The following is a 23,766-nucleotide window of genomic DNA, read 5'->3' as shown; positions in this document are numbered from 1 at the left end:
ACTTCCCGCCGCATCAGACAGTCACGACGGGGGGAAGGCAAGCCGCATGCACCCGGCGAACAAACCGAAGAGGATCACGTCCTGGCACGTGATCGGAGCCCAGCTGAGCCACTTCCGGCGGGCGGCCCGCTTAACGCAGCCAGCGCTGGCCGAGGCAGTGGGCCTGCACGAGGACACCATCGGCTCGATCGAGCAGGGCCGTAGACCACTGAAGATCGACCTGGCCGAGACGTTGGATGAACTCCTGGACACCAAGGGGGCGTTGGCGGTCGCGGTGAAGAACGTCCCGGAGCGGGAGAAGCTGCCAGCTTTCGTTCAGAACTACCTTGAGTACGAAGAGGAGGCGCTGACGCTGCTCTGGTACGAGACCCAGGTGGTGCCTGGTCTCTTGCAAACCGAAGCCTACGTCCGCGCCGTCTTCGGCTGCCTCTATCCCCCGGTCGATGGAGACGAGTTGGAGCAGTGGGTCAAGGCGCGACTAGACCGGCAAAAGGCTCTCACCCGCAAGCCGCCTCCGATGATGAGCTTCATCCTGGAGGAGTCAATCCTGCACCGGCCCATTGGCGGAGCCGAAGTACTGCGCAATCAGATCAGGCACTTGCGCCAATGCGCCGAACTCCCTTTTCTCGGGCTACAGATCGTGCCTACGAATAGAGGGAACCACGCTGGGCTGGCGGGGCCGATGATCCTGCTGGAGACCCCCGAGCATGATGATCTGGCCTACGTAGAAGGCCAGCTGACCAGCTTCCTCCATGATGACCCAGATCAGGTGAGTGTGCTCCAGCAGAAGTATGGGATGCTGCGCTCGCAGGCTCTCACGCCCGAGGAGACCATGAGCCTGCTGGACGATCTGCTAGGAGGGTCATGACCAGCGCAGCCGCCCCACACAGCTCGGACGATCTCCCCTGGTTCAAGTCCAGCTACAGCAGCGACCAGGGCGGCGCCTGCGTCGAAGTCGCCACCTGCTCCTCCCCCCGCCCCACCGTCCACGTCCGCGACTCCAAGGACCCCCACGGGCCGACGCTCACCCTCAGCGCCGGCGCCTGGGCCGCGTTCCTCACCCTCGCCACCGCCTGAGCGGTCACGGGCCACGATGCAGTACCGACGACTCGGTAGCCACGGGCCGGACGTCTCCGCGCTCGGCCTCGGCTGCATGGGGATGTCGACCTCGTACGGCGTGCCGGACGACGCCGAGTCCGTGCGGACGCTGGACCGCGCGGTCGAGTTGGGCGTGACGCTGCTCGACACCGCGGACGCCTACGGGCGGGGCGCCAACGAGCAGTTCCTCGGGCGCTGGCTGCGCCGTCGTACGGCGGCGCAGCGGGACGAGCTGGTGGTGGCGACCAAGTTCGGGCTGCGGCACGACGACGCGACCGGGCGGGTCGACGCGGTCGACGGGTCGGCCGCCTGGGTGCGCGCGGCGTGTCATGCCTCGCTGCGGCGCCTCGCGACCGACCACATCGACCTGTACTACCTGCACCGTCGCGATCCGGACGTCCCCATCGAGGAGACGGTCGGGGCGATGGCCGAACTGGTCGCGGCGGGCACCGTACGGCACCTCGGCCTCAGCGAGGTGAGCACGCAAACGCTGCGGCGGGCGCATGCCGTCCACCCCATCGGCGCGGTACAGCTGGAGTACTCGCTCTTCACCCGCGAGGTGGTGGAGGGCGAGATGCTGGCGACCTGCCGGGAGCTGGGCATCGGCATCGTGGCGTACTCACCGCTGGGGCGGGGGATGCTGACCGGCGCGCTGGCGTCCCGCGAGGACCTCACCGAGGAGGACGCACGGCGTCGGTGGCCGCGGTTCGCCGAGGAGAACATCGAGCGGAATCTGCGGCTCGTCCGCGCCCTCCGGGACGTGGCCGGCTCGCTCGGCTGCACCCCGGCGCAGGCCGTTCTCGCCTGGCTGCTGGCCCAGGGCGAGGACATCGTGCCGATCCCCGGCACCAAGCGCCGGGCCTATCTGGAACAGAACGCGGCGGGAGCCGGTATCGCGCTGTCCCCCGAGCAGGCCGCCCGGCTGCGGGCGGCCGTGCCCGACGGTGCGGTGGCCGGGGAGCGCTATCCGCTGGCCGCGCTGGAGCGCCTGGGCCGTTGAGCCGGGTACGTGGCAGCCCACCCACCCACCACGGCAGTACATGGCAGCCCACCCACCACCACCGTGCCTGACGTGCACCCGCTATCGTCTACAGTCCTGTAGACGACAGATCGCTGGGCAGCGACCACCGACCACGCGTGGTCCGCTGAACAGCGCCCGAAATGCAGTTGGTTGCCGAGGCGCGACGCACCGCGCCGGGAGGGCGGACGGGACGATGGCGCAGTCGACCGGCGGGGCAACGACCCTGCCCACCACGGGGGAAGGACGGGGGCACGAGCCCCTGCACCATGCCGGACACGGTCCCGGCTGGAGCAAGGTACCGCAGGTCACGGCCCTGTTCTGGGGAGTGAAGGTGCTCACCACCGGCATGGGCGAGACGGCCTCGGACTACCTCGGCCGGACACTCGGGCCGATACCGGCGGGCTGCCTCGGACTGGCCGGGTTCGTGCTGCTCCTGGTCCTCCAGTTCCGGGCCACCCGCTACCGGCCGTGGACGTACTGGTCCGCGATCGTCATGGTCAGCGTGTTCGGCACGATGGCCGCCGACGTCGTACACGTCATTGCCGGCATCCCCTACACGGTCTCGGCGGTCGCCTTCACCGTCGCGCTGGCAGCCATCCTGACGGCCTGGTACCGGACCGAGGGGACGCTCTCGATCCACAGCGTCCGCACCCGCCGCCGTGAAACGTTCTACTGGGCGACGGTGCTCGCCACCTTCGCGCTCGGCACCGCGGTGGGCGACCTCACCGCGGGCACCCTCCATCTGGGATACCTCCCCTCCGGCATCCTGTTCGCCGCGCTCATCGCGGTGCCCGCGCTGTCCGGGCGGTTCCTCGGGCTGAACGCCGTCGCCGCCTTCTGGGGCGCGTATGTGCTGACCCGCCCGCTCGGCGCCTCGTTCGCCGACTGGATGGGCGTCTCCACCGCTCGCGGTGGCCTCGGCTGGGGGACGGGGCCGGTCACGCTCGCGCTCACGGTGCCGATCGTGCTGCTCGTGGGCTACCTGGCGATCAGCCACAAGGACACCCCGCCCGAACAGACCGGCGCACACAACGCCGTCTGACGGGTGCCGACCGCCCTCCCGAACTCAGCTCTCGATCAACACCGGGGCCAGTTCCCGGAGTTGGTCCAGGCCCAGGCCTCGGCTGGCGGCGACGGGCTGGACGGCGACGTGGTCGGCGCCCGCATCGAGGTGCTCCCGCACGCGGCGCAGCACGGCGTCCTCGTCGCCCCACGCCACGATCGCGTCGACCAGTCGGTCGCTGCCGCCGTCGGCGAAGTCCGCGTCGTCGAAGCCGAGGCGGCGCAGGTTGCCGGTGTAGTTGGGCAGTTGGAGGTAGAAGGCGGTGTGGTGCTCGCGGATCAGGGCGCGGGCCTTCGCCGGGTCGGTCTCCAGCAGGACGGCCTGCTCGGGGGCGAGCAGCGGGTCCGTGCCGAGCACCTCGCGGGCGCGGGCGGTGTGCTCGGGCGTGACGAAGTACGGGTGGGCGCCGGCCGTCCGGTCCCGGGCCAGCTCCAGCATCTTCGGACCGAGGGCCGCCAGCACCCGGGCCGGGGCGGGGTCGACCACCGGACCGTCGTACGGGATGGAGTCCATCCCGTCGAGGTATGCGCGCATCGCGGCCAACGGCTTGGCGTAGGTGTGTCCGCGCTGGCCGATGACCGGGGCGTGGCTGGCGCCCAGGCCGAGCACGAAGCGCCCGTCGTACGCCTCGGCGAGGGTCTGTGCGGCGGCGTTGGCGGCGGAGGCGTCGCGCACCCAGATGTTGGCGATGCCGGTGGCGACGGTGATCCGCTCGGTGGCGGCCAGCAGAACGGCGGCCAGGCTGACCGACTCGGTCGTGGGATTCTCGCCGAACCACAGGGCGCCGTAACCGAGTTGCTCGATCTCGGCAGCAGCCTTGCGGGCGGTTGCGGCCGGGACGAGGCCGAGCCCGCCGTGCCAGACGCCGATCCGGCCGATCTTCGAAGCAAGAGCGCGCTGCTGCATCGTTCCGTTCCTCCACTGCCCGGGGTTGCTGTCCGTGCCTTCCGGAATCCCGGCCGTTCCAAGATCCCGTACCGTGCACAGCGTCCAGGATGCGCCGGGCATTCCCGCCGACACGGCGAACACAGCCAACACAACCGAAGCGGCCGCCCTTCCGGAGAAGGACGGCCGCTCGGCGGTACCGGATCAGCGGTGCGTCAGCCCTCGACGCCCGGCTTCTCCAGGCTGTGCTCGATCATTCTTTCGGGGCGAGCCGCTCAAGAATCAGTTCGCGCACCCGGGCCGCGTCCGCCTGGCCGCGGGTGGCCTTCATGACCGCGCCGACCAGGGCGCCGGCCGCGGCCACCTTGCCGGCGCGGATCTTGTCGGCGATGGCGGCGTTGGCGGCGATCGCCTCGTCGACGGCGGTGCCCAGGGCGCCCTCGTCGGAGACGACCTTCAGGCCGCGCTTGTCGACGACCTCGTCCGGGGTGCCCTCGCCCGCGAGGACACCCTCGATGACCTGACGGGCCAGCTTGTCGTTCAGGTCTCCCTTGGCGACCAGCTCAGCGACCCGGGCGACCTGCTCGGGGGTGATCGGCAGGGCCGCCAGCTCGACGCCGTCCTCGTTGGCACGGCGGGCCAGTTCGCCCATCCACCACTTCCGGGCCGCGGCGGCGTCCGCACCGGCCTCGACGGTGGCGACGATCAGGTCGACCGCACCGGCGTTGAGGATCGACTGCATGTCGTGCTCGCTGATGCCCCACTCCTCGCGGAGGCGGTTGCGGCGCACCCGCGGCAGCTCGGGCAGGCCCGCGCGCAGCCCCTCGACCCACTCACGGGCGGGGGCCACCGGGACCAGGTCCGGCTCGGGGAAGTAGCGGTAGTCCTCGGCCTCTTCCTTGATCCGGCCGGACGTCGTGGAGCCGTCCTCCTCGTGGAAGTGACGGGTCTCCTGGACGATCGAGCCGCCGGAGGAGAGCACCGCCGCGTGGCGCTGGATCTCGAAGCGGCAGGCACGCTCGACCGAGCGCAGGGAGTTGACGTTCTTGGTCTCCGAGCGGGTGCCGAACTTCTCGCCGCCCTTGGGCATCAGCGAGAGGTTCACGTCGCAGCGCATCTGGCCCATCTCCATGCGGGCCTCGGAGACGCCCAGCGCCTTGATGAGTTCGCGCAGCTCGGCGACGTACGCCTTGGCGACCTCGGGGGCCCGCTCGCCCGCGCCCACGATGGGCTTGGTGACGATCTCGATGAGCGGGATACCGGCGCGGTTGTAGTCCAGGAGGGAGTGCCGGGCGCCGTGGATGCGGCCGGTGGCACCGCCGACGTGCGTCGACTTGCCGGTGTCCTCCTCCATGTGCGCGCGCTCGATCTCCACGCGGAAGATCTCGCCGTCCTCCAGCTGTACGTCGAGGTAGCCGTTGAAGGCGATCGGCTCGTCGTACTGGGAGGTCTGGAAGTTCTTCGGCATGTCCGGATAGAAGTAGTTCTTCCGGGCGAACCGGCACCAGTCGGCGATGGTGCAGTTCAGGGCCAGGCCGATCTTGACGGCGGACTCCACGCCGGTCGCGTTGACGACCGGCAGCGAGCCGGGCAGGCCCAGACAGGTGGGACAGGTCTGCGAGTTGGGCTCGGCACCCAGGGTGGTGGAGCACCCGCAGAACATCTTGGTCTTGGTGCCGAGTTCGACGTGTACCTCAAGCCCCATGACGGGGTCGAAGGCGGCCAGCGCGTCCTCGTACGACACCAGGTCGGTGACAGTCACGGTGAAACTAACCTCTCAGGTCCGGCGCCGATCAGTCCGCGAGGACGTCGTCGTCGTTGAGACGGCGCAGTTCGCGGATGAGCAGGGCGACGCCGGTGACGATGGCGGCGGCGGAGACGACGGCGTCGATCAGCTGGAGCGTGTCCTGCTCCGTCTTGGCCTTCTTCGCCTGCTTCACGACGCTCACCGCGCCGAACAGCGTGGTGCCGATGGACAGGTACGTACCGGGCTTGGACTTCTTGAAGCCCTTGGCCTTGGCAAGCTTTCCACTCACAGTGCAGGTGCCTCCTCAAGCAGCGGGTGGCCCCAGCGCTCGGTGAACGCGGCCTCGACCGCGGCACCGACCTTGTAGAGCCGGTCGTCCTTCATGGCGGGTGCGACGATCTGGAGACCGACCGGCAGGCCGTCCTCGGGGGCCAGGCCGCAGGGCAGCGACATGGCGGCGTTGCCCGCCAGGTTCACGGGGAGCGTGCACACATCGGCGAGGTACATCGCCATCGGGTCGTCCACGCGCTCGCCGATCGGGAAGGCGGTGGTCGGCGTGGTCGGCGAGACGATGACGTCGACCTGCTCGAAGGCCTTCTCGAAGTCGCGGGTGATCAGCGTCCGCACCTTCTGGGCGGAGCCGTAGTACGCGTCGTAGTAGCCGGACGACAGGGCGTACGTGCCGAGCATGATGCGGCGCTTGACCTCGGGGCCGAAGCCGGCCTCGCGGGTCAGGGCGGTGACCTCCTCGGCGGACTTCGTGCCGTCGTCGCCGACCCGCAGGCCGTAGCGCATGGCGTCGAAGCGGGCCAGGTTGGAGGAGCACTCGGACGGCGCGATCAGGTAGTACGCGGCGAGCGCCAGGTCGAACGACGGGCAGTCCAGCTCGACGATCTCCGCGCCCAGCTCCTTGAGCAGCGCGACCGACTCGTCGAAGCGCTGAAGCACACCGGCCTGGTAGCCGTCGCCGCGGAACTGCTTGACGACGCCGACCCGCATGCCCTCGACGCTGCCGTTGCGGGCCGCCTCGACGACCGGCGGGACGGGGGCGTCGATGGAGGTGGAGTCCAGCGGGTCGTGGCCCGCGATGACCTCGTGGAGCAGCGCGGTGTCCAGGACCGTGCGGGCGCAGGGCCCGCCCTGGTCCAGCGAGGACGAGAAGGCGACCATGCCGAAGCGGGAGACGCCGCCGTAGGTGGGCTTCACGCCGACGGTGCCGGTGACGGAGGCGGGCTGGCGGATGGAGCCGCCGGTGTCCGTTCCGATGGCCAGCGGCGCCTGGAAGGAGGCCAGGGCGGCGGAGGAGCCGCCGCCGGAGCCGCCGGGGATCTTGGTCAGGTCCCAGGGGTTGCCGGTCGGGCCGTAGGCGCTGTTCTCGGTGGAGGACCCCATGGCGAACTCGTCCATGTTGGTCTTGCCGAGGATGACGACGTCGGCGGCCTTGAGCTTCTTGGTGAGCGTCGCGTCGTACGGCGGGATCCAGCCTTCGAGGATCTTGGAGCCGACGGTGGTGGGGACGCCCTCGGTGGTGAAGATGTCCTTGAGCGCGAGCGGGACGCCGGCCAGCGGGCCGAGCTTCTCGCCGCGGGCCCGCTTCTCGTCCACGGCGCGGGCCTGGGCGAGCGCCCCCTCGCGGTCGACGTGCAGGAAGGCGTGCACCTTCTCGTCGACGGCCTCGATCCGGGCCAGGTGGGCCTCGGTCACCTCGACGGCGGTGAGCTCGCCGGCAGCGATCTTCGCCGCGATCTCGGCGGCGGTGAGCTTGATCAGGTCTGCCATGTCGGTCACTCCTCCCCCAGGATCTGCGGCACCTTGAAACGCTGCTGCTCCTGGGCCGGGGCGCCGGAGAGCACCTGCTCGGGAGCGAGCGACGGACGGACCTCGTCCGGCCGCATGACGTTGGTCAGGGGCAGCGGATGAGAGGTCGGCGGGACGTCTTGGTCGGCGACCTCGGAGACGCGGGCGACCGCGCCGATGATGTCGTCGAGCTGTCCGGCGAAGTGGTCGAGCTCTTCGTCCTTCAGCTCCAGACGTGCCAGCCGGGCGAGGTGGGCGACCTCCTCGCGCGTGATGCCAGGCATGCAGAGATCCTCTGGTGTTCTTGGCGGAGTGTTTCTGTGAACGTTTTCGGCCCCAATCCTATGGCGTACGGCGGAGCGGCCGCGAAACCCTTTCGCCGGGACGCCGCACACGGGGCGGACGCGCCCCGTCAGGCCCCCTCTGAGGTCGGGGGGCCGGGGCCGTCGGCGCCGGGGTCGGCAGGCCCGGCGGGCGCAACGTTTTCACCGCGTTCGTCGTTGATTCCAGTGTTCGCGTCGTTTCCAGCGTTCGCGATGTTTCGTGCGTTCGCGCGGTTTCCAGCGTTCGCGCCGTTCTGATCCCTCTGGTCGGTGTTGTCGTCGTGCTGGTCGTTCTGTCCGTCGTTGTCGCTGGTGTCGCTGGTGTCGCTGCTGGTGCTCCGGTCGTGCTGATCGCGGCCGCAGGGCTCGTCGGCCTCGTCGTGCGCGGCGTGTGCACCGTTCTCGTCGGTCTCGTCGTGCGGGGCGTTCTCGTCGTGCGGGGCGTTCTCGGAACGGGGACACGGGACGGCCGGTGGCCGGGTCAGTTCAGGACCTGTCCCGAAGGGCGCTCTGCCTTCTCCGCCGCCAGGGCGGCCGTCTCCGACTCGCGGCGCCAGCCGTGCTCACCGCGGGCCCTCAGCCAGGCCGTGGTCTCGTCCGGTGGCATCGCGGCCGCCACCAGCCAGCCCTGTACGGCGTCGCAGCCGAGGTCGCGCAACCGCTCCCAGGTCTCGTCGTCCTCGACGCCCTCGGCGACGACCAGGAGGCCCAGGGAGTGCGCCAGGTCGAGGGTGCAGCGGACGATCTCGGCGTCCTCCGTGTCCACCGCGAGGCGGGCCACGAAGGAGCGGTCGATCTTCAGCTCGCTGACCGGGAGGCGCCGCAGGTGCACCAGCGAGGAGTAGCCCGTACCGAAGTCGTCGAGGGACATCTTCACGCCGTGGGCGGTGAGCCCGGCGAGGGTGTCGGCGGCCCGCTGCGGGTCCTCCAGGAGCACGTGCTCGGTTATCTCCAGTTGGAGGGCGCCCGGTGGGACACGATGTCGGGCGAGCCGGGCGGCGACGGCGCCGGCGAAGCCCGGGGAGTGCACATCGCGCGGCGAGACGTTCACCGCGACCGGCACCTCCAGGCCCATCGCGCGCCAGCGGGCCACCTGGGCCAGCGCGGTCTCCAGCACGTACTCCGTCAGCCGGGGCATCAGCCCGGAGGACTCGGCGATGGCGATGAACTCGTCCGGTGGCACCCGGCCGCGGTCCGGGTGGACCCAGCGGACCAACGCCTCCAGGCCGGCGACATGCCCGTCGAATCCCACCTTGGGCTGGTAGTGCAGTTCGACGTCACCGGCGTCCAGGGCGCGCCGCAGATCGCCCAACAGGCCCAGTCGGTCAGGGGTGTTGCCGTCGCGCTTGGCCTCGTACAGCTCCACGCCGCTGCGGTCCCGCTTGGCCTGGTACATCGCCACATCGGCGCGGCGCAGCAGGCCTTCGGCGTCCAGGGCGTGGTCGGGGAAGACGGCCACGCCGGCGCTGGCTTCGAGCACCAGGGTCAGCCCGTCGAGGTCGAGCGGGGAGCTGAGGGCCGCGACGAGGTTCCGGGCGACCCGCTGGGAGCTGGTGAGGGAGTCGGTGGCGGGCAGCAGGACGGCGAACTCGTCGCCGCCGAGGCGGGCCGCCTCGGCGCCGCGCGGCAGGGCGTGCCGCAGCCGGTCGGCGATCTGAAGCAGCAGCCGGTCACCGGCGAGGTGGCCGAGTGTGTCGTTGACTGAGCGGAAGCGGTCCATGTCGATGAGGACCAGGGCGGCGCGGACGCCGACCCGCTCGGCCTCGTCCAGCGCGGTCCAGGTGCGCTCCAACAGCCACTGGCGGTTGGGCAGTCCGGTGAGCGGGTCGCGCAGCTGCTCCTCGGCGCGGGCGCGGGCTATCCAGAGGGTGGAGTCCAGCGCGATGAGCGGGACCGCGAACAGCGGGAGCAGCAGCGGGGCGTGCACGGCACAGACCGCGATCAGCGGCGAGATGCCGAGCAGTGCGATGCCGACGAGCGCCTGGCGCACGACGGCCGTCCGGGGGATGGCGGGCAGTCCGCCGCTGCGCGGGGCGAGGCTGATCCACAACAGGGCGCGGCTGACGAGCAGGTAGCCGGCGGCGGTGACGACGACCTCGGGCAGGACGGTCAGGTCCCAGGCCCGAGGGGTCCAGGGGTGCCGGACGCTGGAGACCACGCCGAACGCGGCCAGGCCGAGCGCCGCGGCGCCGATGCCGAGGACGTCCACGGCACCGTGCACCACGGCCTGTCGCCAGCGGTGCCGGCGGGCGGCACCGACCAGCACGACGACGGAGAGGCTGACGAGGGTGGCCGGCAGCCAGCCGTAGAGCAGCAGGACGGCGAGGGCGAGCGCGGCGCCGGAGCCCGTGCCGCCCCACCAGCGGTCCCGGCCGAGGGCGACCAAGTGGCCGACGATGACGCCGGTGAGGATCGCCAGGGACCATCCCACGGACCCTCCGGGGAAGAGCGCGTCACCGTCGCCGAGGGTCCGGATCACGCCCGTGGCGAGCGCGAGGCTCGCCACGGTGACGATGGTCGCGGGCAGCGCGGGCACGACGAGCCGCCGGAGCCGCCACGCCGGAGCGGCGCTGTCGGTCGGTTTCATTCCGATCCCTCTCACAGCCGGCTGTGCCCGCGCCACGGCAGGCGCACCCCTCAACAGTAGGCCGCGGAAGGCCGCCGCGGGCAGCGATCGGCCACGGTTGCCCGAATGCGACCCGGCGTCCGGGATCAATCTGGTATGCGCCGATGGGGTGACACCTCACTCCTCCTCAGGCGGAGTGACGGCCACCGCTCGTGCCGCGTCAGGACCCTCTTCCAGCAGCACCGCGAAGCCGTCATCATCCAGGACGGGGACCTTCAACTGCATGGCCTTGTCGTACTTCGAGCCGGGGTTGTCGCCCACCACTACGAAACCGGTCTTCTTCGAAACGGAACCGGTCACCTTCGCTCCAAGCTTCTGGAGGGCCTCTTTCGCGCCATCTCTGGTGTGTGACTGAAGTGTGCCCGTTACGACGACGGTGACGCCTTCCAGGGGACGCGGGCCCTCTTCACCCGATTGCTCCTCCTCCATGCGGACACCGGCGGCCCGCCACTTCTCGATGATCTCCTGGTGCCAGTCCACGGCGAACCACTGCTTCAACGAGGCGGCGATGGTGGGCCCGACGCCGTCCACCGCGGCCAGCTCCGCCTCGTCCGCGTCCCGGATCCGGTCGATGGAGCGGAACTCCCGCGCGAGCGCCTCGGCCGCCACCGGGCCCACGTGCCGGATCGACAGACCGGTCAGGATCCGGGCCAGCGGGCGCTCCTTGGCGGCCTGGATGTTCTCCAACATGGCCAGGGTGTTCTTCTTCGGCTCGCCCTTCTGGTTGGCGAAGAAGGTGACGATCTTCTCCTTGCCGGTCTTCGGATCGCGCTTGGGCAGACCGGAGTCGGGGTCGAGGACGTGGGACTTGATGGGCAGCAACTGCTCGACCGAGAGCCCGAAGAGGTCTCCCTCGTCCTTCAGCGGCGGTTCCGCGGGCTCCAGCGGCTGGCTGAGCGCGGTGGCCGCGACGTAGCCGAAGTTCTCGATGTCCAGGCACTTTCGGCCGGCCAGGTAGAACAGCCGCTCACGGATCTGGGCGGGGCAGCCACGGGCGTTGGGGCAGCGCAGGTCGATGTCGCCTTCCTTGGCGGGCTGTAGCGCCGTCCCGCACTCGGGGCACTCGGCCGGCATCACGAACTCCCGCTCGGTGCCGTCCCGTAGATCGACGACCGGCCCGAGGATCTCCGGAATGACGTCGCCGGCCTTGCGGATCACGACGGTGTCCCCGATCAGCACGCCCTTGGCCTTGACCACGTCCTGGTTGTGCAGCGTCGCGAACTCCACCTCGGAGCCGGCCACCGTCACCGGCTCGACCACGGCGTACGGCGTGACCCGGCCCGTGCGCCCGACGCCGACGCGGACGTCGACCAGCTTGGTGTTGACCTCCTCCGGCGGGTACTTCCAGGCGATCGCCCAGCGCGGTGCCCGGGAGGTCGAGCCCAGCCGTCCCTGGAGACGGATCTCGTCCAACTTGACGACCACTCCGTCGATCTCGTGCTCGACGGCCGTACTGCGGGTGTCGGGGTCGCCGTAGTGCGCGATGAACGCGCGCACCTCCTGAAGGGAGTCGACGGCCCTGTTGTGGGTGGCCGTCGGCAGGCCCCACTCCTTGAGGAGGTCGTACGCCTGCGACAGGCGGTCGATCTCCAGGCCGTCGCGGGCGCCCAGGCCGTGGACGACCATGTGCAGCGGTCGGCTGGCGGTGACCTTGGGGTCCTTCTGGCGCAGCGAACCGGCCGCGGCGTTACGGGGGTTGGCGAACGGGGGCTTGCCGTCGGCCACCAGGCGCTCGTTGAGCTCCAGGAACTTCTCCATCGGGAAGTAGACCTCCCCGCGCACCTCGACCAGGTCCGGGATCCGGTCGCCCTTGAGGCGGTGCGGGATCTCGGCGATGGTGCGGACGTTGGGGGTGATGTCCTCGCCCGTGCGGCCGTCGCCGCGGGTGGCGGCGCGGGTCAGCCGGCCGTGCTCGTAGGTGAGGTTGACGGCGAGGCCGTCGACCTTCAGCTCGCACAGGAAGTGGTAGCCGGCGCTCTTGGGGTCGCCACCGAGCTCACCGGCGAGGCGCTCGGCCCAGGCCGCCAACTCCTCGTCGTCGAAGGCGTTGTCGAGCGAGAGCATCCGCTCGCGGTGCTCGACCTCGGTGAACTCCGTGGCGTACGCCCCGGCGACCTTCTGGGTCGGGGAGTCCGGGGTGCGCAGCTCCGGGTGCTCGTCCTCCATGGCTTCCAGGGAGCGCAGCAGCCGGTCGAACTCGGCGTCGCTGACGATCGGGGCGTCCTTCACGTAATACCGGAAGCGGTGCTCCTCGATCTGCTCAGCGAGCTGCGCATGCTTCTCCCGCGCCGCTGCGGGCACCTTGGACTCCGCTGCGTGCTGTTCGCCAGCCACCGTCTTGTCCTCCCGTGGTCCTTGAGTGCGGTCACTCAGGGTTGTCTGCGAGTGATCTCGCCGCCCGGACGCAGTGCGCGAGGGCCGAGCGGGCATATGCGGGCGAAGCGCCCGCCAGTCCGCACGACGGGGTGACGACCACGGACTCGCTCAGAGTCCCCGGCGCCAGCCCCAACCTGCGCCACAGCGTCCTGACACCCATGACGCTACCGGCAGGGTCTGACAATCGACCGTCCACGCCCGGCACCACGCCCGCGAACAGCGTGGTACCGCCCTCGACGGCCTCCCCGACCGCCTCCTCCTCACGCTCGGTGAGCAGGGCGAAATCGAACGAGATGCCCGTGACGCCGGCCCGCCGCAGCAGTCCGAACGGCACCCCGGGCGCGCACGAGTGGACGATCACCGGCCCGCCGTCCGCCACCCCGACGAGGTCGCGCAGGGCGTCCTCGACGACCGCCCGGTCCACCGCCCGGTGGGTCCGGTAGCCGCTGGCGGTCTTCACCCGCCCCTGGAGCACCGCGGTCAGCGACGGCTCGTCGAGTTGCAGCACGACCCGTGCGCCCGGCACCCGCCGCCGCACCTCGGCGAGGTGGTCGCGCAACCCCTCGGCGAGGGACGCCGCGAGGTCCCGGCACGCCCCGGGGTCGCCGAGGGCCGCCTCGCCGTTGCGCAGCTCCAGCGCGGCGGCCAGCGTCCACGGACCGACCGCGGAGACCTTCAGCGGCCCCGCGTACCCCTGGGTGAACTCCTCCAGCGCGTCGAGGTCCTCGCCGAGCCAGGAGTGGGCGCGCCGGGTGTCGCGGCCCGGGCGGTCGCTGATCCGCCAACCACTGGGCTCCACATGCCCGTAGACCTCGACGAGCAGCCCGAGGGTCCGCCCGACCATGTCGGCGCCGGGTCCCCGGGCCGGGAGCTCGGGCAGGTACGGGAAGTCCTCCAGCGACCCGGTGACGGTCTTGGCCGCCTCCCGCGCGTCACCGCCCGGCATCGACCCGATCCCGGTCGCCGCGCCCGCGGCCCACTTCTGCGTGCTGTTCTCGCTCACCCAGGAAGGGTATGCGGCACCGGGCCGGGTGCGCCCCCGGCGTCACCCCGACCCCGCGCCCCCGGCCCGTCCCGGCTCAGCTCCGGCCCGTCCCCGGCTCAGCTCCGGGCGCGCACTCCCAGCCGGCCGACCACCGCCGCGGCCGCCAGCGCCGCCGCCGTGAGCGCGAAGGCGTGGCTCGCGCCCTGGTAGCCGCCGCCCGCGCCGGTCAGCACCGCGCCCATCCCGGCGATGCCGACCAGGGAGCCGATCTGGCGGTTGGCATTGAGGGTCGCGCTGCCGATGTCGGCGTGCTCCCGGCCCGCGGCCTCCATCAGGACGCCGGTCATCGCCGGGGAGGCGACGCCGCTGCCGATGTTGGTGACGGCGAGGGTCACCGCGATCACCCCGTACGGCAGGCCCGGCGCGAGCAGCAGGAACAGCAGGACGTAGCCGGCGGCGGAGACGGCCAGCGAGCCCGCGAGCGCGGCCCGGTTGCCGATGCGCGGTCCGATCCGGGCGTAGAGCATGTTGCCGAGCGGGATGACCAGGACGGCCGGCAGCATCTGCAACCCGGCCGTCACCGGGCCCGCCCCGCGCGCGGTCTGGAGGAAGAGCCCGAGGACGAACAGCGCCCCGTAGAAGGCGAAGTTGAAGAGGAAGCCGACCACGTTGGCCGCGGAGAAGCGGCTGTCCGAGAAGAGCACGACGGGAAGCACCGGCGTACGGGAGGCGCGCTCGCGCACGACGAATCCGGCCGCCGCGAGCGCCGCGAGCGCGAACGCCCCCAGGACGAGCGGCGCGGACCACCCCTTGCCGGGCCCTTCGATGAGCGCGTAGCTCAGCGACCCCAGGGCGAGCAGGCCCAGCACATGGCCGCTGCCGCCGAGCGCCGAGCCGCGGGCCGGGACCGCCGCGACCACCCGCCGGGTGAGCAGCAGCCCCACGATGCCGATGGGGAGGTTGACGAGGAAGATGGAGCGCCAGCCGAGGGTGCCGACCAGGAGGCCGCCGAGGGTGGGCGCGAGCCCGACGGACGTGGAGACGATCGCCGACCAGACGCCGAGGACCTTGGCCCGGCGCGCCGGCTCGGGGAAGGCGTGCATCAGCAGCGACAGCGAGCTGGGCATGAAGAGCGCGGCGCCCACGCCCTGGGCGAACCGGGCCGCCACGAGGGCCGTGCCGTTCGGCGCGACGGCGCCCAGCAGGGACGCGACGGTGAACGCGGCGAGCCCGACGAGGTAGATCCGGCGGGCGCCGTACCGCTTCGCCAGCGAGCCGGCGAGCAGCAACAGCGAGGCGAAGGCGAGGACATAGCCGTCGACGACCCAGGTGAGGCCGGACATGCTCAGGCCGAGCCGGGCCCGGAGGTCGTTCGCGGCGACGTTCATGATGCCGGTGTCCAGACTCGCCATCACGAACCCGAGCGCCAGGACGAGGAGTTGGAGCCCGCCGCGGGCCTGCTTGCGCTGGTTCGCCGGGGCCTGCTCCCCGCTCGCCGCCGGGCGCGGCGCCGCCGTCTGAGTGATCATGGATTTAGTTAAAGCTGTACCCATCTCTCAAGGCAATGGTTACAGCTATAACTTTACTCAAGGCATACGGAACCGCGGAGACATCCGCCGCACAGGGCTCAGGCGCCCCGCCCCAACGCCTTCAACAGGTCGTCGCGCAGCGCCGCGCGCTCCTCGTGCGAGAGGTGGTCCAGCGGCGACGCGGTCCCCATCCGGCGCAGCAGATCGAGCCGCAACTCCCGCCCCGCCTCGGTCAGGACGAGCTGCTTGGCACGCCCGTCCAGCGGATGCGGCTGCCGTACGACCATGCCCTGTTTCTCCAGCTTGGAGATGACATAGGTGACGTTCGGCGGCTCGCAGCACAGCACCGCGGCCAGCTCCCGCGCGGTCCTCGGCTCGCCGAGCTCCTCCAGCGCCTTGGCCTGCGTGGGCGTCAGGTCCAGCTCGGCGATCCGGCTGCGCTGGTGAGCGTCCAGCCGGCGGCTCAACTCCGTCACCAGCCCCCGGATCTCCCGGAACCCGCATCCGGCCGCCGCGGTCGACTTCGCTTCAATGGTCACTCTTGCAGCGTACGTCGCCGCGACGGACGGGAGCGGACGGGCCGAACGGACGGGAACGGGCAGGCCGAACGGACGCGGACGGACGGCAGCGGACGGACGCGAGCGGCTGCGGACGGACGCGAGCGGCTGCGGCGGCCTCGTACGGCTCGGCGGGCCGCCCGCTCCCCGGCGGTCAGCGCCCGGGCCGCACCGACACGTCGTTGATCTCCGCGTCCCGCGGCAGGTCGATCGCCGTGATGATCGCCGTCGCCACCGACTCCGGGTCGATCCAGCGGGACGGGTCGTACTCCTTGCCCTCCTGCCGGTGGGTGCTCTCCTGCATCGGCGTGGCCGTCCGCCCCGGGTAGACCGACGTCACCCGGACGCCGTTGCCGTGCTCCTCCGCCCGCAGCGAGTCCGCCAGCGCCTTCAACCCGTGCTTGCTCGCCGCGTACGCGCTCCAGTTGGCGTGGGCGTTCAGCCCGGCACCGGAGTTGACGAAGACGACGTGCCCCTTGGCGACCCGCACCAGCGGCAGCAACAGCCGGGTGAGCTCGGCGGGCGCCACGAGGTTGGCGGCGAGCTGACGCTGCCAGGCCTTGGCCGGCAGATCGCCGACCGCCCCCAGCTCGATGACGCCCGCGATGTGCTGCAACGAGTCGATGCGGTCCGGCAACGGCTGCTGGCCGAGGGCCCAGGACAGCTTCTCGGGGGTGGCGAGGTCACCCACCAGCGCGTGGGCGCCGGGGAACTGCTCGGCCAGCTGCTTCGCCCGGACCGCGTTGCGTGCCAGCAGCCACAGGTCGTCCCCGCGCTCCGCCAGCCGCCGTGCGACCGCCGCTCCGATGCCCGACCCTGCGCCCGTGATCAAGTGCGTACCCATGCGGCCGATCCTAACGAGCGCCCGACCGACCGACCGGGCCGCGCGGGGTGGGCGCGGACCCGGCCGCGCGTCTTCGGGCACATTCGGGGGTGCGGCGCGCGGGCGGGCGCCTGCCAGTGCAGACGCCCGCTAGTTCTGGACGCCGGCCCGCTCCTCCAGGTACGCGAGCGCGTCGGTGGCGTCTGCCGTGAAGAAGACCAGGTCGGTCAGCGGAAGCGGCAGGAAGCCCTCGGCCTCCATGCGCTGGAACTGCTCCCGGAGCCCGTCGTAGAAACCGGCGGTGTTCAGCAGCACCACCGGCTTGGTGTGCATACGGTGCTTGCGCAGCTCCAGGATCTCGGTGGCCTCGTCCAGCGTGCCCGTGCCACCGACCATGATCACGACGGCGTCGGCGCGCGCCAGCATCTGCGCCTTCCGCTCGGCGAGGTCCTTGGTCACGATCATCTCGTCGGCGCCCTCGCGCGACTTGTGCGCCAGGAACTCCACCGAAACACCGATCAGTTTGCCGCCGGCCTCCTGCACCCCGTCGGCCATGACCTTCATCAGCCCGGTGTCCGAACCGCCCCAGACCAGCGCGTGCCCACCCTTGCCGATCAGCTCGGCGAACCGGCGGGCCGGGGTGACATAGCGGTCGTCGAGGTCGGCGGCGGAGCAGAAGACGCAGATATTCATGCGCCTCACCTTACGAGGCGGGGAGGGTGGGGTGCGGCGCCGTGCTGGCGGCACCGCACCCGGCCGGATCGGCCCCGGTCAGATCAGGCCCTGCGCCAGCATGGCGTCCGCCACCCGCTCGAAGCCGGCGATGTTGGCGCCCGCGACGTAGTCGCCCGGCAGACCGAAGCGCTCGGCGGTCTCGTAGCAGGTGCGGTGGATCTCGCGCATGATCGCGGCCAGTTCGCCCTCCGTGCGCTCGAAGGACCATGACTCGCGCGCGGAGTTCTGCCGCATCTCCAGCGCGCTGGTCGCCACCCCGCCCGCGTTGGCCGCCTTACCGGGGCCGAAGGCCACCCCGGCCTCCTTGAGCAGCGCCACCGCCTCCGGTGTGGTCGGCATGTTGGCGCCCTCGGAGACCGCCTTGACGCCGTTGCGGACCAGGATCCGGGCGGCGTCCGCGTCCAGCTCGTTCTGGGTCGCCGAGGGCAGCGCCACATCGCCGGCGACGTCCCACACCCGGCCGCCGGGCACGTACCTGGCCGACGCCCCGCGCTGCTCGGCGTAGTCGCCGACCCGGCCGCGCTCGACCTCCTTGACCTGCCGGAGCAGCGGCAGGTCGATGCCCTTCTCGTCGACGACATATCCGCCGGAGTCCGAACAGGTCAGCACATGGGCGCCGAGCGCCTGTGCCTTCTCGATGGTGTAGAGCGCGACGTTGCCGGAACCGGAGACCACGACCTGCTGCCCGTCCAGCTCCTCGCCGCGCTGCTTGAGCATCTCCTGGGTGAAGAGCACATTGCCGTACCCGGTGGCCTCGGTGCGGGCCTTTGAGCCGCCCCAGGACAGGCCCTTGCCGGTGAGCACGCCGGCCTCCCAGCGGTTGGTGATCCGCCGGTACTGCCCGAAGAGGTAGCCGATCTCGCGGGCGCCGACGCCGATGTCGCCCGCCGGCACGTCCGTGTGCTCGCCGAGGTGGCGGTGCAGCTCCGTCATGAACGACTGGCAGAAGCGCATCACTTCGGCGTCCGACCGGCCGTGCGGGTCGAAGTCGCTGCCGCCCTTGCCGCCGCCGATGTTCAGGCCCGTCAGGGAGTTCTTGAAGATCTGCTCGAAGCCGAGGAACTTCACGATCCCCAGGTTCACCGACGCGTGGAAGCGGAGCCCGCCCTTGTACGGACCGAGCGCGCTGTTGAATTCCACCCGGAAGCCGCGGTTGACATGGATCGTCCCGGAATCGTCCTGCCAGGGAACCCGGAACATGATCTGCCGCTCCGGCTCGCAGATCCGCTCCAGGATCTTCGCCTCGGCGAACTCCGGGCGGGCGGCCAGCACCGGCGCCAGCGTCTCCAGCACCTCAAGGGCCGCCTGGTGGAACTCCGGCTCCCCGGGATTCCGCCGCACCAGCTCGGCGTACAGGGACGCCGGCCGGGCCGGATGAGCGCCGGGCTTGACCTCAGTTTGAACCGTCGACATGGCTTACGTTCCCTTCGTGGCCGAGGAAAGGCCGCCCGTTGTCCGGACCGTGACGCCTCCTCACCCACCTTCAACTTCCCGCGAGCCCTGGGCGTCACCGGCCCTTTGCACAGCTGCTTCTGACGTCGATCGTCGCGCAGACCCTATGTGCGGGCCCGGGGTGCCGGCTGTGGGACGGACGACACCCGGCTCCTGCGCGCACCCCCGGCGCGCTCACCGCCCCGGGCCCCGCCCGCGCCAAGTCCGCAGGTCAGCACGGCGTGGGCAGACATCGAAGCCCACCCGCCCCACCGGGCCGCTGTGCGACACCTCACAACACCCGCCCCCTGCGCGACCGCACGGCGTCCCGAGTACTGCGCTACCGCTTCCGACGGGCGGTGCCGCGCCCTCGGCCGGAGCTGCTCACTCGCCCGCGCCGACCACCACGGCAGCCGGGGTGACCGTGCCCGCCCCGTCCTGCGGCGCCCCGGCGGCGCGCTCGACCTCGGCCTTGACCATCTTCTCCATCGGTTCGGCACAGCTGCCGCCCGCGACGAACATGGCCAGCAGGATGGCCACCACGGTGAGCACCGTGCCCAGCCAGACCATCGTGTGCACCGGCAGGGTGTACGCACCGACGACCTTCAGCACGCACTCGGTCAGCAGGACGGTCCCCCAGATCGCCGAGAACCTCCGCTCGACCCGCCGGAACGGCTGCGAGCCGGCTATCAGTCGGTCCCAGGCGGCGTTCCCTTCCGCACTGCCCTTCGTCACCCACGGCTTGAGGCCCGAGGTCATCAGCGGTCGTTGCGTCCGCACGGAGAGCAGGATCGCGATCCCGACGACGCTGCTGACGGCGCTGTCCTTGGCCATCATCAGCCGGGCGTCGCCGCTCACCACGGTCATGGCCAGACCGACGCCGTTGACGATCAGCATCAACAGCGCCAGGCCGTTCACCCCCCGGCTCGCGACCAGGTCCCAGAGCGTACGCACCGCCGGCACCACGCTGCTCCAGCCCAGTGCGGCCACCGTGCTCAGCCCGAAGCCGTCGCTGAGGACGTAGTACGAGGCGATCGGGATGCCCGCGTCCACGACGAGCGGGACAAGGCTCTTCAGGAGCGGGTTGGCTTGCTTGCCCCCGGCGACGGACTGGTGCTGACTCACGGCGGACTCCCCCAGGTCGGGCTGTGAACTGCTGCTGGTGTCGGCGTTCTTGCGACACCCTCAGCTTGGTCCACGGGCCGGGGCCGCCGACAGTTTCGGCTGTCCTGCCTTCGCCATGACATTTGTCAGTGCCACCAGCGATCCGGCCTCCCGGCCGGGCGGCGATCCGGCCCGCCCAGCCGACCTCGGACGGCCCCGCGACGCGCGGCCCCAGAGGGTCTTCCCGCTCTCCGCAGGCCGGGTCAGGCCCCGGCCGCCACCCGCCGCTCCGTGGTGGCGATCGTCGCCGAGCCGACCACCCGGGTGCCGTCGTAGAGGACGATCGCCTGGCCGGGGGCCACACCGCGGACCGGCTCGGCGAAGCTCACCCGGAGCTCGGTGTCGTCGACCAGCTCGGCGGTGACCTCGGTCTCACCGCCGTGGGCGCGGAGCTGGGCGGTGTACGCGGCCGGGCCGGCCGTCGGGGGGCGGCCGCACCAGCGGGGACGGATGGCGGTCAGCGCCGTGACGTCGAGGGACTCGACGGGGCCGACCGTCACTGTGTTGTCGACCGGGGAGATGTCCAGGACGTAGCGCGGCTTGCCGTCGGGCGCCGGGTGACCGATGCGCAGGCCCTTGCGCTGGCCGATGGTGAAGCCGTACGCGCCCTCGTGCGTGCCGAGGCGGGTGCCGGCCTCGTCGACGATGTCGCCGGGGGCCGTGCCGAGCCGCTTGGCGAGGAAGCCCTGGGTGTCGCCGTCGGCGATGAAGCAGATGTCGTGGCTGTCCGGCTTCTTGGCGACGAACAGGCCGCGGCGGGCGGCCTCCTCGCGGATCTCGGCCTTGGTGGTGCAGGTGTCGCCGAGCGGGAACATGGCGTGCGCCAGCTGCCGGTCGTCCAGCACGCCGAGCACATAGGACTGGTCCTTGGCCATGTCGGAGGCGCGGTGGAGCTCGCGGGAGCCGTCCGGGTTCGTCACGACCGTGGCGTAGTGGCCGGTGCACACCGCGTCGAAGCCCAGTGCCAGCGCCTTGTCCAGGAGCGCGGCGAACTTGATCTTCTCGTTGCAGCGCAGGCAGGGGTTCGGGGTGCGCCCGGCCTCGTACTCGGCGACGAAGTCGTCGACGACGTCCGCGCGGAAGCGTTCGGCGAGGTCCCAGACGTAGAACGGGATGCCGATGACGTCGGCGGCGCGGCGGGCGTCGTGCGAGTCCTCGATCGTGCAGCAGCCGCGGGCGCCGGTGCGGAACGACTTCGGGTTCTCGGAGAGCGCGAGGTGCACGCCGGTCACGTCGTGGCCCGCCTCGGCGGCACGGGCCGCGGCGACGGCGGAGTCGACGCCGCCGGACATGGCGGCGAGCACACGGAGGCGGCGGGGGGCGTCATCAGTCATAGCCCGTCCAGAGTAGACGGAACCACTGACAGGCCGGAAAGCGTTATGCAGCGCATGGGGCTGAAGGCCGGGGAGACGGGCGACGAGGGCAGTGCGGACGGGGCGGGCGGCGTGATCGGCGAGGGCGGGGCGACGACCGGTGCGGACCGGGTGACCGACACGGGAGCGGACACGGTGACCGGTGCAGACGGGGTGACCGGTGCGGACGCGGTGACCGGTGCGGACGGGGACGCGCCCCGTGCCGCGCGGCCCGGTGTGACGCGGCGGCGGGCGCTGTGGATCGGGGGCGGCGGGCTGCTGGCCGCCGGGACGGTCGCGCTCGCGGCGCGGGACGAGCTGCGGCACTGGTGGTGGCAGCTGCCGGGCAACGACAAGCCGCGGAAGCCGGGCGAGGTCGACCAGCCGGGCGCGCGCTGGGTGCCGGCGTCCTCGTGGAACTACCGGCGCGCGGACCGTCCGGGGGACTACGACATCGACCGCGTCGTGATCCATGTCGTCCAGGGCAGCTTCACGACCGCGCTGAACGTGTTCCAGGACCCGTTCCACGAGGCCTCCGCCCACTACGTCGTGCGCAAGGACGGGCATCTCGCCCAGGCGGTGCGGGAGCTGGACGTGGCCTTCCACGCCGGGAACCGCAGCTACAACGAGCGCAGCGTGGGGATCGAGCACGAGGGGTACGTGGACCGGCCGGAGTCCTTCACGGATGCCATGTACGCGTCGTCGGCGCGGCTGACGGCCGGGATCTGCCGGCGGTACGGCTTCCCGGCCGACCGGGAGCACATCGTGGGGCACGTGGAGGTGCCGGGGACGGACCACACCGACCCCGGGCGGCACTGGGACTGGGACCGCTATCTGCGGCTCGTCCGCGGCGAGCTGCACCGGCAGGCACGGGCGGCCGGGTCCGGTACGCGGGGCTGAGCGCCGGATGATCCTGGTACGCCGACGAGCGCCGGGACCGGCGCCCGTGGCCGAGTGGACGCCGAGGGCGGCCCGGCTCAGCTCAGGCCCGCGCTGCGCGCCCGCTCCACCACCGGGCCGATGGCCGCGGCGAGCGCCGCGACGTCCTCCGCGGTGGAGGTGTGGCCCAGGGAGAAGCGCAGCGTTCCGCGGGCCAGGTCCGGCGCCATACCGGTCGCCAGCAGGACGTGGCTGGGCTGGGCGACGCCGGCGGTACAGGCGGAGCCCGTGGAGCAGGCGATGCCCCGGGCGTCCAGGAGGAGCAGCAGGGAGTCGCCCTCGCAGCCGGGGAAGGAGAAGTGGGCGTTGGCGGGGAGGCGGCCCGCGGGGTCCGGGTCGCCCCCGAGGACGGCGTCCGGGGCGGCGGCGCGGACCGCCTTGATCAGGTCGTCGCGCAGGGCGCCGATGTCGCGGGCGAAGTCCGCGCGGTGCGCGGCGGCGTACCGGCCGGCGGCGGCGAAGGCGGCGATGGCGGGGGTGTCCAGCGTCCCGGAGCGCACATGCCGCTCCTGGCCGCCGCCGTGCAGCACCGGCACCGGGGCGTACTCGCGGCCCAGCAGCAGCGCCCCGATGCCGTACGGACCACCGATCTTGTGGGCCGAGACCGTCATCGCGGCGAGCCCGGAGGCGGCGAAGTCGACGTCCAGCTGACCGAACGCCTGCACCGCGTCCGCGTGCAGCGGGACCTCGAACTCCTTGGCCACCTCGGCCAGTTCGCGGACCGGTTGGATGGTGCCGATCTCGTTGTTGGCCCACATGACCGTGGCGAGCGCGACGTCGGCGGGGTTGCGGGCGATGGCCTCGCGCAGCGCCTCGGCGTGCACCCGCCCGTAGGTGTCGACCGGCAGCCACTCGACCCGGGCGCCCTCCTGCTCGGCGAGCCACTCCACGGCGTCGAGGACGGCGTGGTGTTCGACGGGGCTGGCGAGCACGCGGGTGCGGGCCGGATCGGCCGCCCGGCGGGCCCAGTACAGGCCCTTGACCGCGAGGTTGTCGGCCTCGGTGCCGCCGGCCGTGAAGACGATCTCGCTCGGGCGCGCGCCGAGCGAGGCGGCGAGCGACTCCCGCGCCTCCTCGACGGTGCGCCGGGCCCGCCGGCCGTCGGCGTGCAGCGAGGACGCGTTGCCGGTGACGGTCAGCTGGGCGGTCATCGCCTGCACCGCCTCCGGGAGCATCGGGGTGGTGGCGGCGTGGTCGAGGTAAACCATGGTGCCCACGATTCTACGAGGCGAGTGAGGGGCGCACGGCAGGCGCGGAGGAGCGCCGGGGTGCGCTGCCCCCCTCGACCTCGCCAGTAAGGAGCGATCAGCCTTAC

The 23,766-nt window shown here is 71.7% G+C and carries 21 protein-coding genes; 5 read left to right on the top strand and 16 right to left on the bottom strand.

Annotation, left to right across the window (positions count from 1 at the left end; genetic code table 11):
* Positions 1-46: 46 nt before the first annotated feature.
* The 4 genes from AB0C96_RS33050 to AB0C96_RS33035 all read left to right on the top strand — a co-directional run bounded on the left by AB0C96_RS33050 (position 47) and on the right by AB0C96_RS33035 (position 3,161).
* Positions 47-868 carry a helix-turn-helix transcriptional regulator gene (locus tag AB0C96_RS33050; RefSeq protein WP_362922585.1) on the top strand — a complete coding sequence of 274 codons (822 nt, stop codon included), beginning with the start codon at positions 47-49 and terminating at the stop codon, positions 866-868.
* Complete coding sequence (locus AB0C96_RS33045; protein WP_362922584.1) at positions 865-1,077, top strand: DUF397 domain-containing protein; 213 nt, start codon at positions 865-867, stop codon at positions 1,075-1,077. Before AB0C96_RS33050 ends, AB0C96_RS33045 begins: the two co-directional genes overlap by 4 nt.
* Positions 1,078-1,093: 16 nt before the next feature.
* Positions 1,094-2,098 carry an aldo/keto reductase gene (locus AB0C96_RS33040; RefSeq protein WP_362922582.1) on the top strand — a complete coding sequence of 335 codons (1,005 nt, stop codon included), beginning with the start codon at positions 1,094-1,096 and terminating at the stop codon, positions 2,096-2,098.
* A gap of 214 nt (positions 2,099-2,312) precedes the next feature.
* The gene (locus tag AB0C96_RS33035; protein WP_362922580.1) at positions 2,313-3,161 is read left to right on the top strand and encodes a hypothetical protein; all 849 of its coding nucleotides are present in this window, start codon (positions 2,313-2,315) and stop codon (positions 3,159-3,161) included.
* Between the two features lie 24 nt (positions 3,162-3,185).
* On the opposite strand, the gene AB0C96_RS33030 is transcribed toward AB0C96_RS33035, so the two are convergent.
* The 15 genes from AB0C96_RS33030 to mnmA form a co-directional block, all read right to left on the bottom strand.
* On the bottom strand, positions 3,186-4,088 hold the full coding sequence (locus tag AB0C96_RS33030; protein ID WP_362922578.1) for an LLM class F420-dependent oxidoreductase: 903 nt from the start codon (positions 4,086-4,088) through the stop codon (positions 3,186-3,188).
* A gap of 232 nt (positions 4,089-4,320) precedes the next feature.
* On the bottom strand, positions 4,321-5,829 hold the full coding sequence (gene gatB, locus AB0C96_RS33025; protein WP_362922576.1) for an Asp-tRNA(Asn)/Glu-tRNA(Gln) amidotransferase subunit GatB: 1,509 nt from the start codon (positions 5,827-5,829) through the stop codon (positions 4,321-4,323).
* Positions 5,830-5,860: 31 nt separating this feature from the next.
* A complete protein-coding gene (locus AB0C96_RS33020) occupies positions 5,861-6,103 on the bottom strand; it encodes a hypothetical protein (protein WP_362922575.1) in 243 nt (80 codons plus the stop codon).
* Positions 6,100-7,602, bottom strand: a complete 1,503-nt coding sequence (gene gatA / locus AB0C96_RS33015; RefSeq protein ID WP_362922573.1) for an Asp-tRNA(Asn)/Glu-tRNA(Gln) amidotransferase subunit GatA — start codon at positions 7,600-7,602, stop codon at positions 6,100-6,102. Before gatA ends, AB0C96_RS33020 begins: the two co-directional genes overlap by 4 nt.
* Positions 7,599-7,895 carry an Asp-tRNA(Asn)/Glu-tRNA(Gln) amidotransferase subunit GatC gene (gatC, locus tag AB0C96_RS33010; RefSeq protein WP_362922571.1) on the bottom strand — a complete coding sequence of 99 codons (297 nt, stop codon included), beginning with the start codon at positions 7,893-7,895 and terminating at the stop codon, positions 7,599-7,601. The genes gatA and gatC overlap by 4 nt, the downstream gene beginning before the upstream one ends.
* 520 nt (positions 7,896-8,415) lie before the next feature.
* Entirely contained in the window at positions 8,416-10,521 is a 2,106-nt protein-coding gene (locus AB0C96_RS33005) for a bifunctional diguanylate cyclase/phosphodiesterase (RefSeq protein ID WP_362922569.1), read from the bottom strand.
* Positions 10,522-10,677: 156 nt separating this feature from the next.
* Positions 10,678-12,894, bottom strand: a complete 2,217-nt coding sequence (gene ligA / locus AB0C96_RS33000; RefSeq protein ID WP_362922567.1) for an NAD-dependent DNA ligase LigA — start codon at positions 12,892-12,894, stop codon at positions 10,678-10,680.
* A 31-nt stretch (positions 12,895-12,925) separates the two neighbouring features.
* Positions 12,926-13,939: a methionine synthase gene (locus AB0C96_RS32995; RefSeq protein WP_362922566.1), complete on the bottom strand. Its 1,014-nt coding sequence runs from the start codon at positions 13,937-13,939 to the stop codon at positions 12,926-12,928.
* A 98-nt stretch (positions 13,940-14,037) separates the two neighbouring features.
* Positions 14,038-15,450, bottom strand: coding sequence for an MFS transporter (locus tag AB0C96_RS32990; protein WP_362922564.1), 1,413 nt, complete (start codon positions 15,448-15,450; stop codon positions 14,038-14,040).
* A gap of 98 nt (positions 15,451-15,548) precedes the next feature.
* A complete protein-coding gene (locus AB0C96_RS32985; RefSeq protein WP_362922628.1) occupies positions 15,549-15,926 on the bottom strand; it encodes a MarR family transcriptional regulator in 378 nt (125 codons plus the stop codon).
* A 235-nt stretch (positions 15,927-16,161) separates the two neighbouring features.
* Positions 16,162-16,851, bottom strand: a complete 690-nt coding sequence (locus AB0C96_RS32980; RefSeq protein WP_362922563.1) for an SDR family oxidoreductase — start codon at positions 16,849-16,851, stop codon at positions 16,162-16,164.
* 129 nt (positions 16,852-16,980) lie between these two features.
* Entirely contained in the window at positions 16,981-17,523 is a 543-nt protein-coding gene (locus AB0C96_RS32975) for a TIGR00730 family Rossman fold protein (protein ID WP_362922561.1), read from the bottom strand.
* A 78-nt stretch (positions 17,524-17,601) separates the two neighbouring features.
* The gene (gene gdhA, locus AB0C96_RS32970; protein ID WP_362922559.1) at positions 17,602-18,978 is read right to left on the bottom strand and encodes an NADP-specific glutamate dehydrogenase; all 1,377 of its coding nucleotides are present in this window, start codon (positions 18,976-18,978) and stop codon (positions 17,602-17,604) included.
* A gap of 402 nt (positions 18,979-19,380) precedes the next feature.
* Positions 19,381-20,121, bottom strand: coding sequence for a VC0807 family protein (locus tag AB0C96_RS32965; protein WP_362922557.1), 741 nt, complete (start codon positions 20,119-20,121; stop codon positions 19,381-19,383).
* A gap of 242 nt (positions 20,122-20,363) precedes the next feature.
* A complete protein-coding gene (gene mnmA / locus AB0C96_RS32960; protein ID WP_362922555.1) occupies positions 20,364-21,494 on the bottom strand; it encodes a tRNA 2-thiouridine(34) synthase MnmA in 1,131 nt (376 codons plus the stop codon).
* A gap of 54 nt (positions 21,495-21,548) precedes the next feature.
* On the opposite strand from mnmA, the gene AB0C96_RS32955 reads away from it, so the two are divergent.
* Positions 21,549-22,412, top strand: coding sequence for an N-acetylmuramoyl-L-alanine amidase (locus AB0C96_RS32955; protein ID WP_362922626.1), 864 nt, complete (start codon positions 21,549-21,551; stop codon positions 22,410-22,412).
* A 77-nt stretch (positions 22,413-22,489) separates the two neighbouring features.
* On the opposite strand, the gene AB0C96_RS32950 is transcribed toward AB0C96_RS32955, so the two are convergent.
* The gene (locus AB0C96_RS32950; protein ID WP_362922553.1) at positions 22,490-23,659 is read right to left on the bottom strand and encodes a cysteine desulfurase family protein; all 1,170 of its coding nucleotides are present in this window, start codon (positions 23,657-23,659) and stop codon (positions 22,490-22,492) included.
* Positions 23,660-23,766: the final 107 nt, after the last annotated feature.

Origin of the sequence: Streptomyces sp. NPDC048506, from assembly GCF_040651315.1 — a bacterium.
Lineage (GTDB): Bacteria > Actinomycetota > Actinomycetes > Streptomycetales > Streptomycetaceae > Streptomyces.
This window is presented reverse-complemented; position numbering and strand designations above follow the sequence as displayed.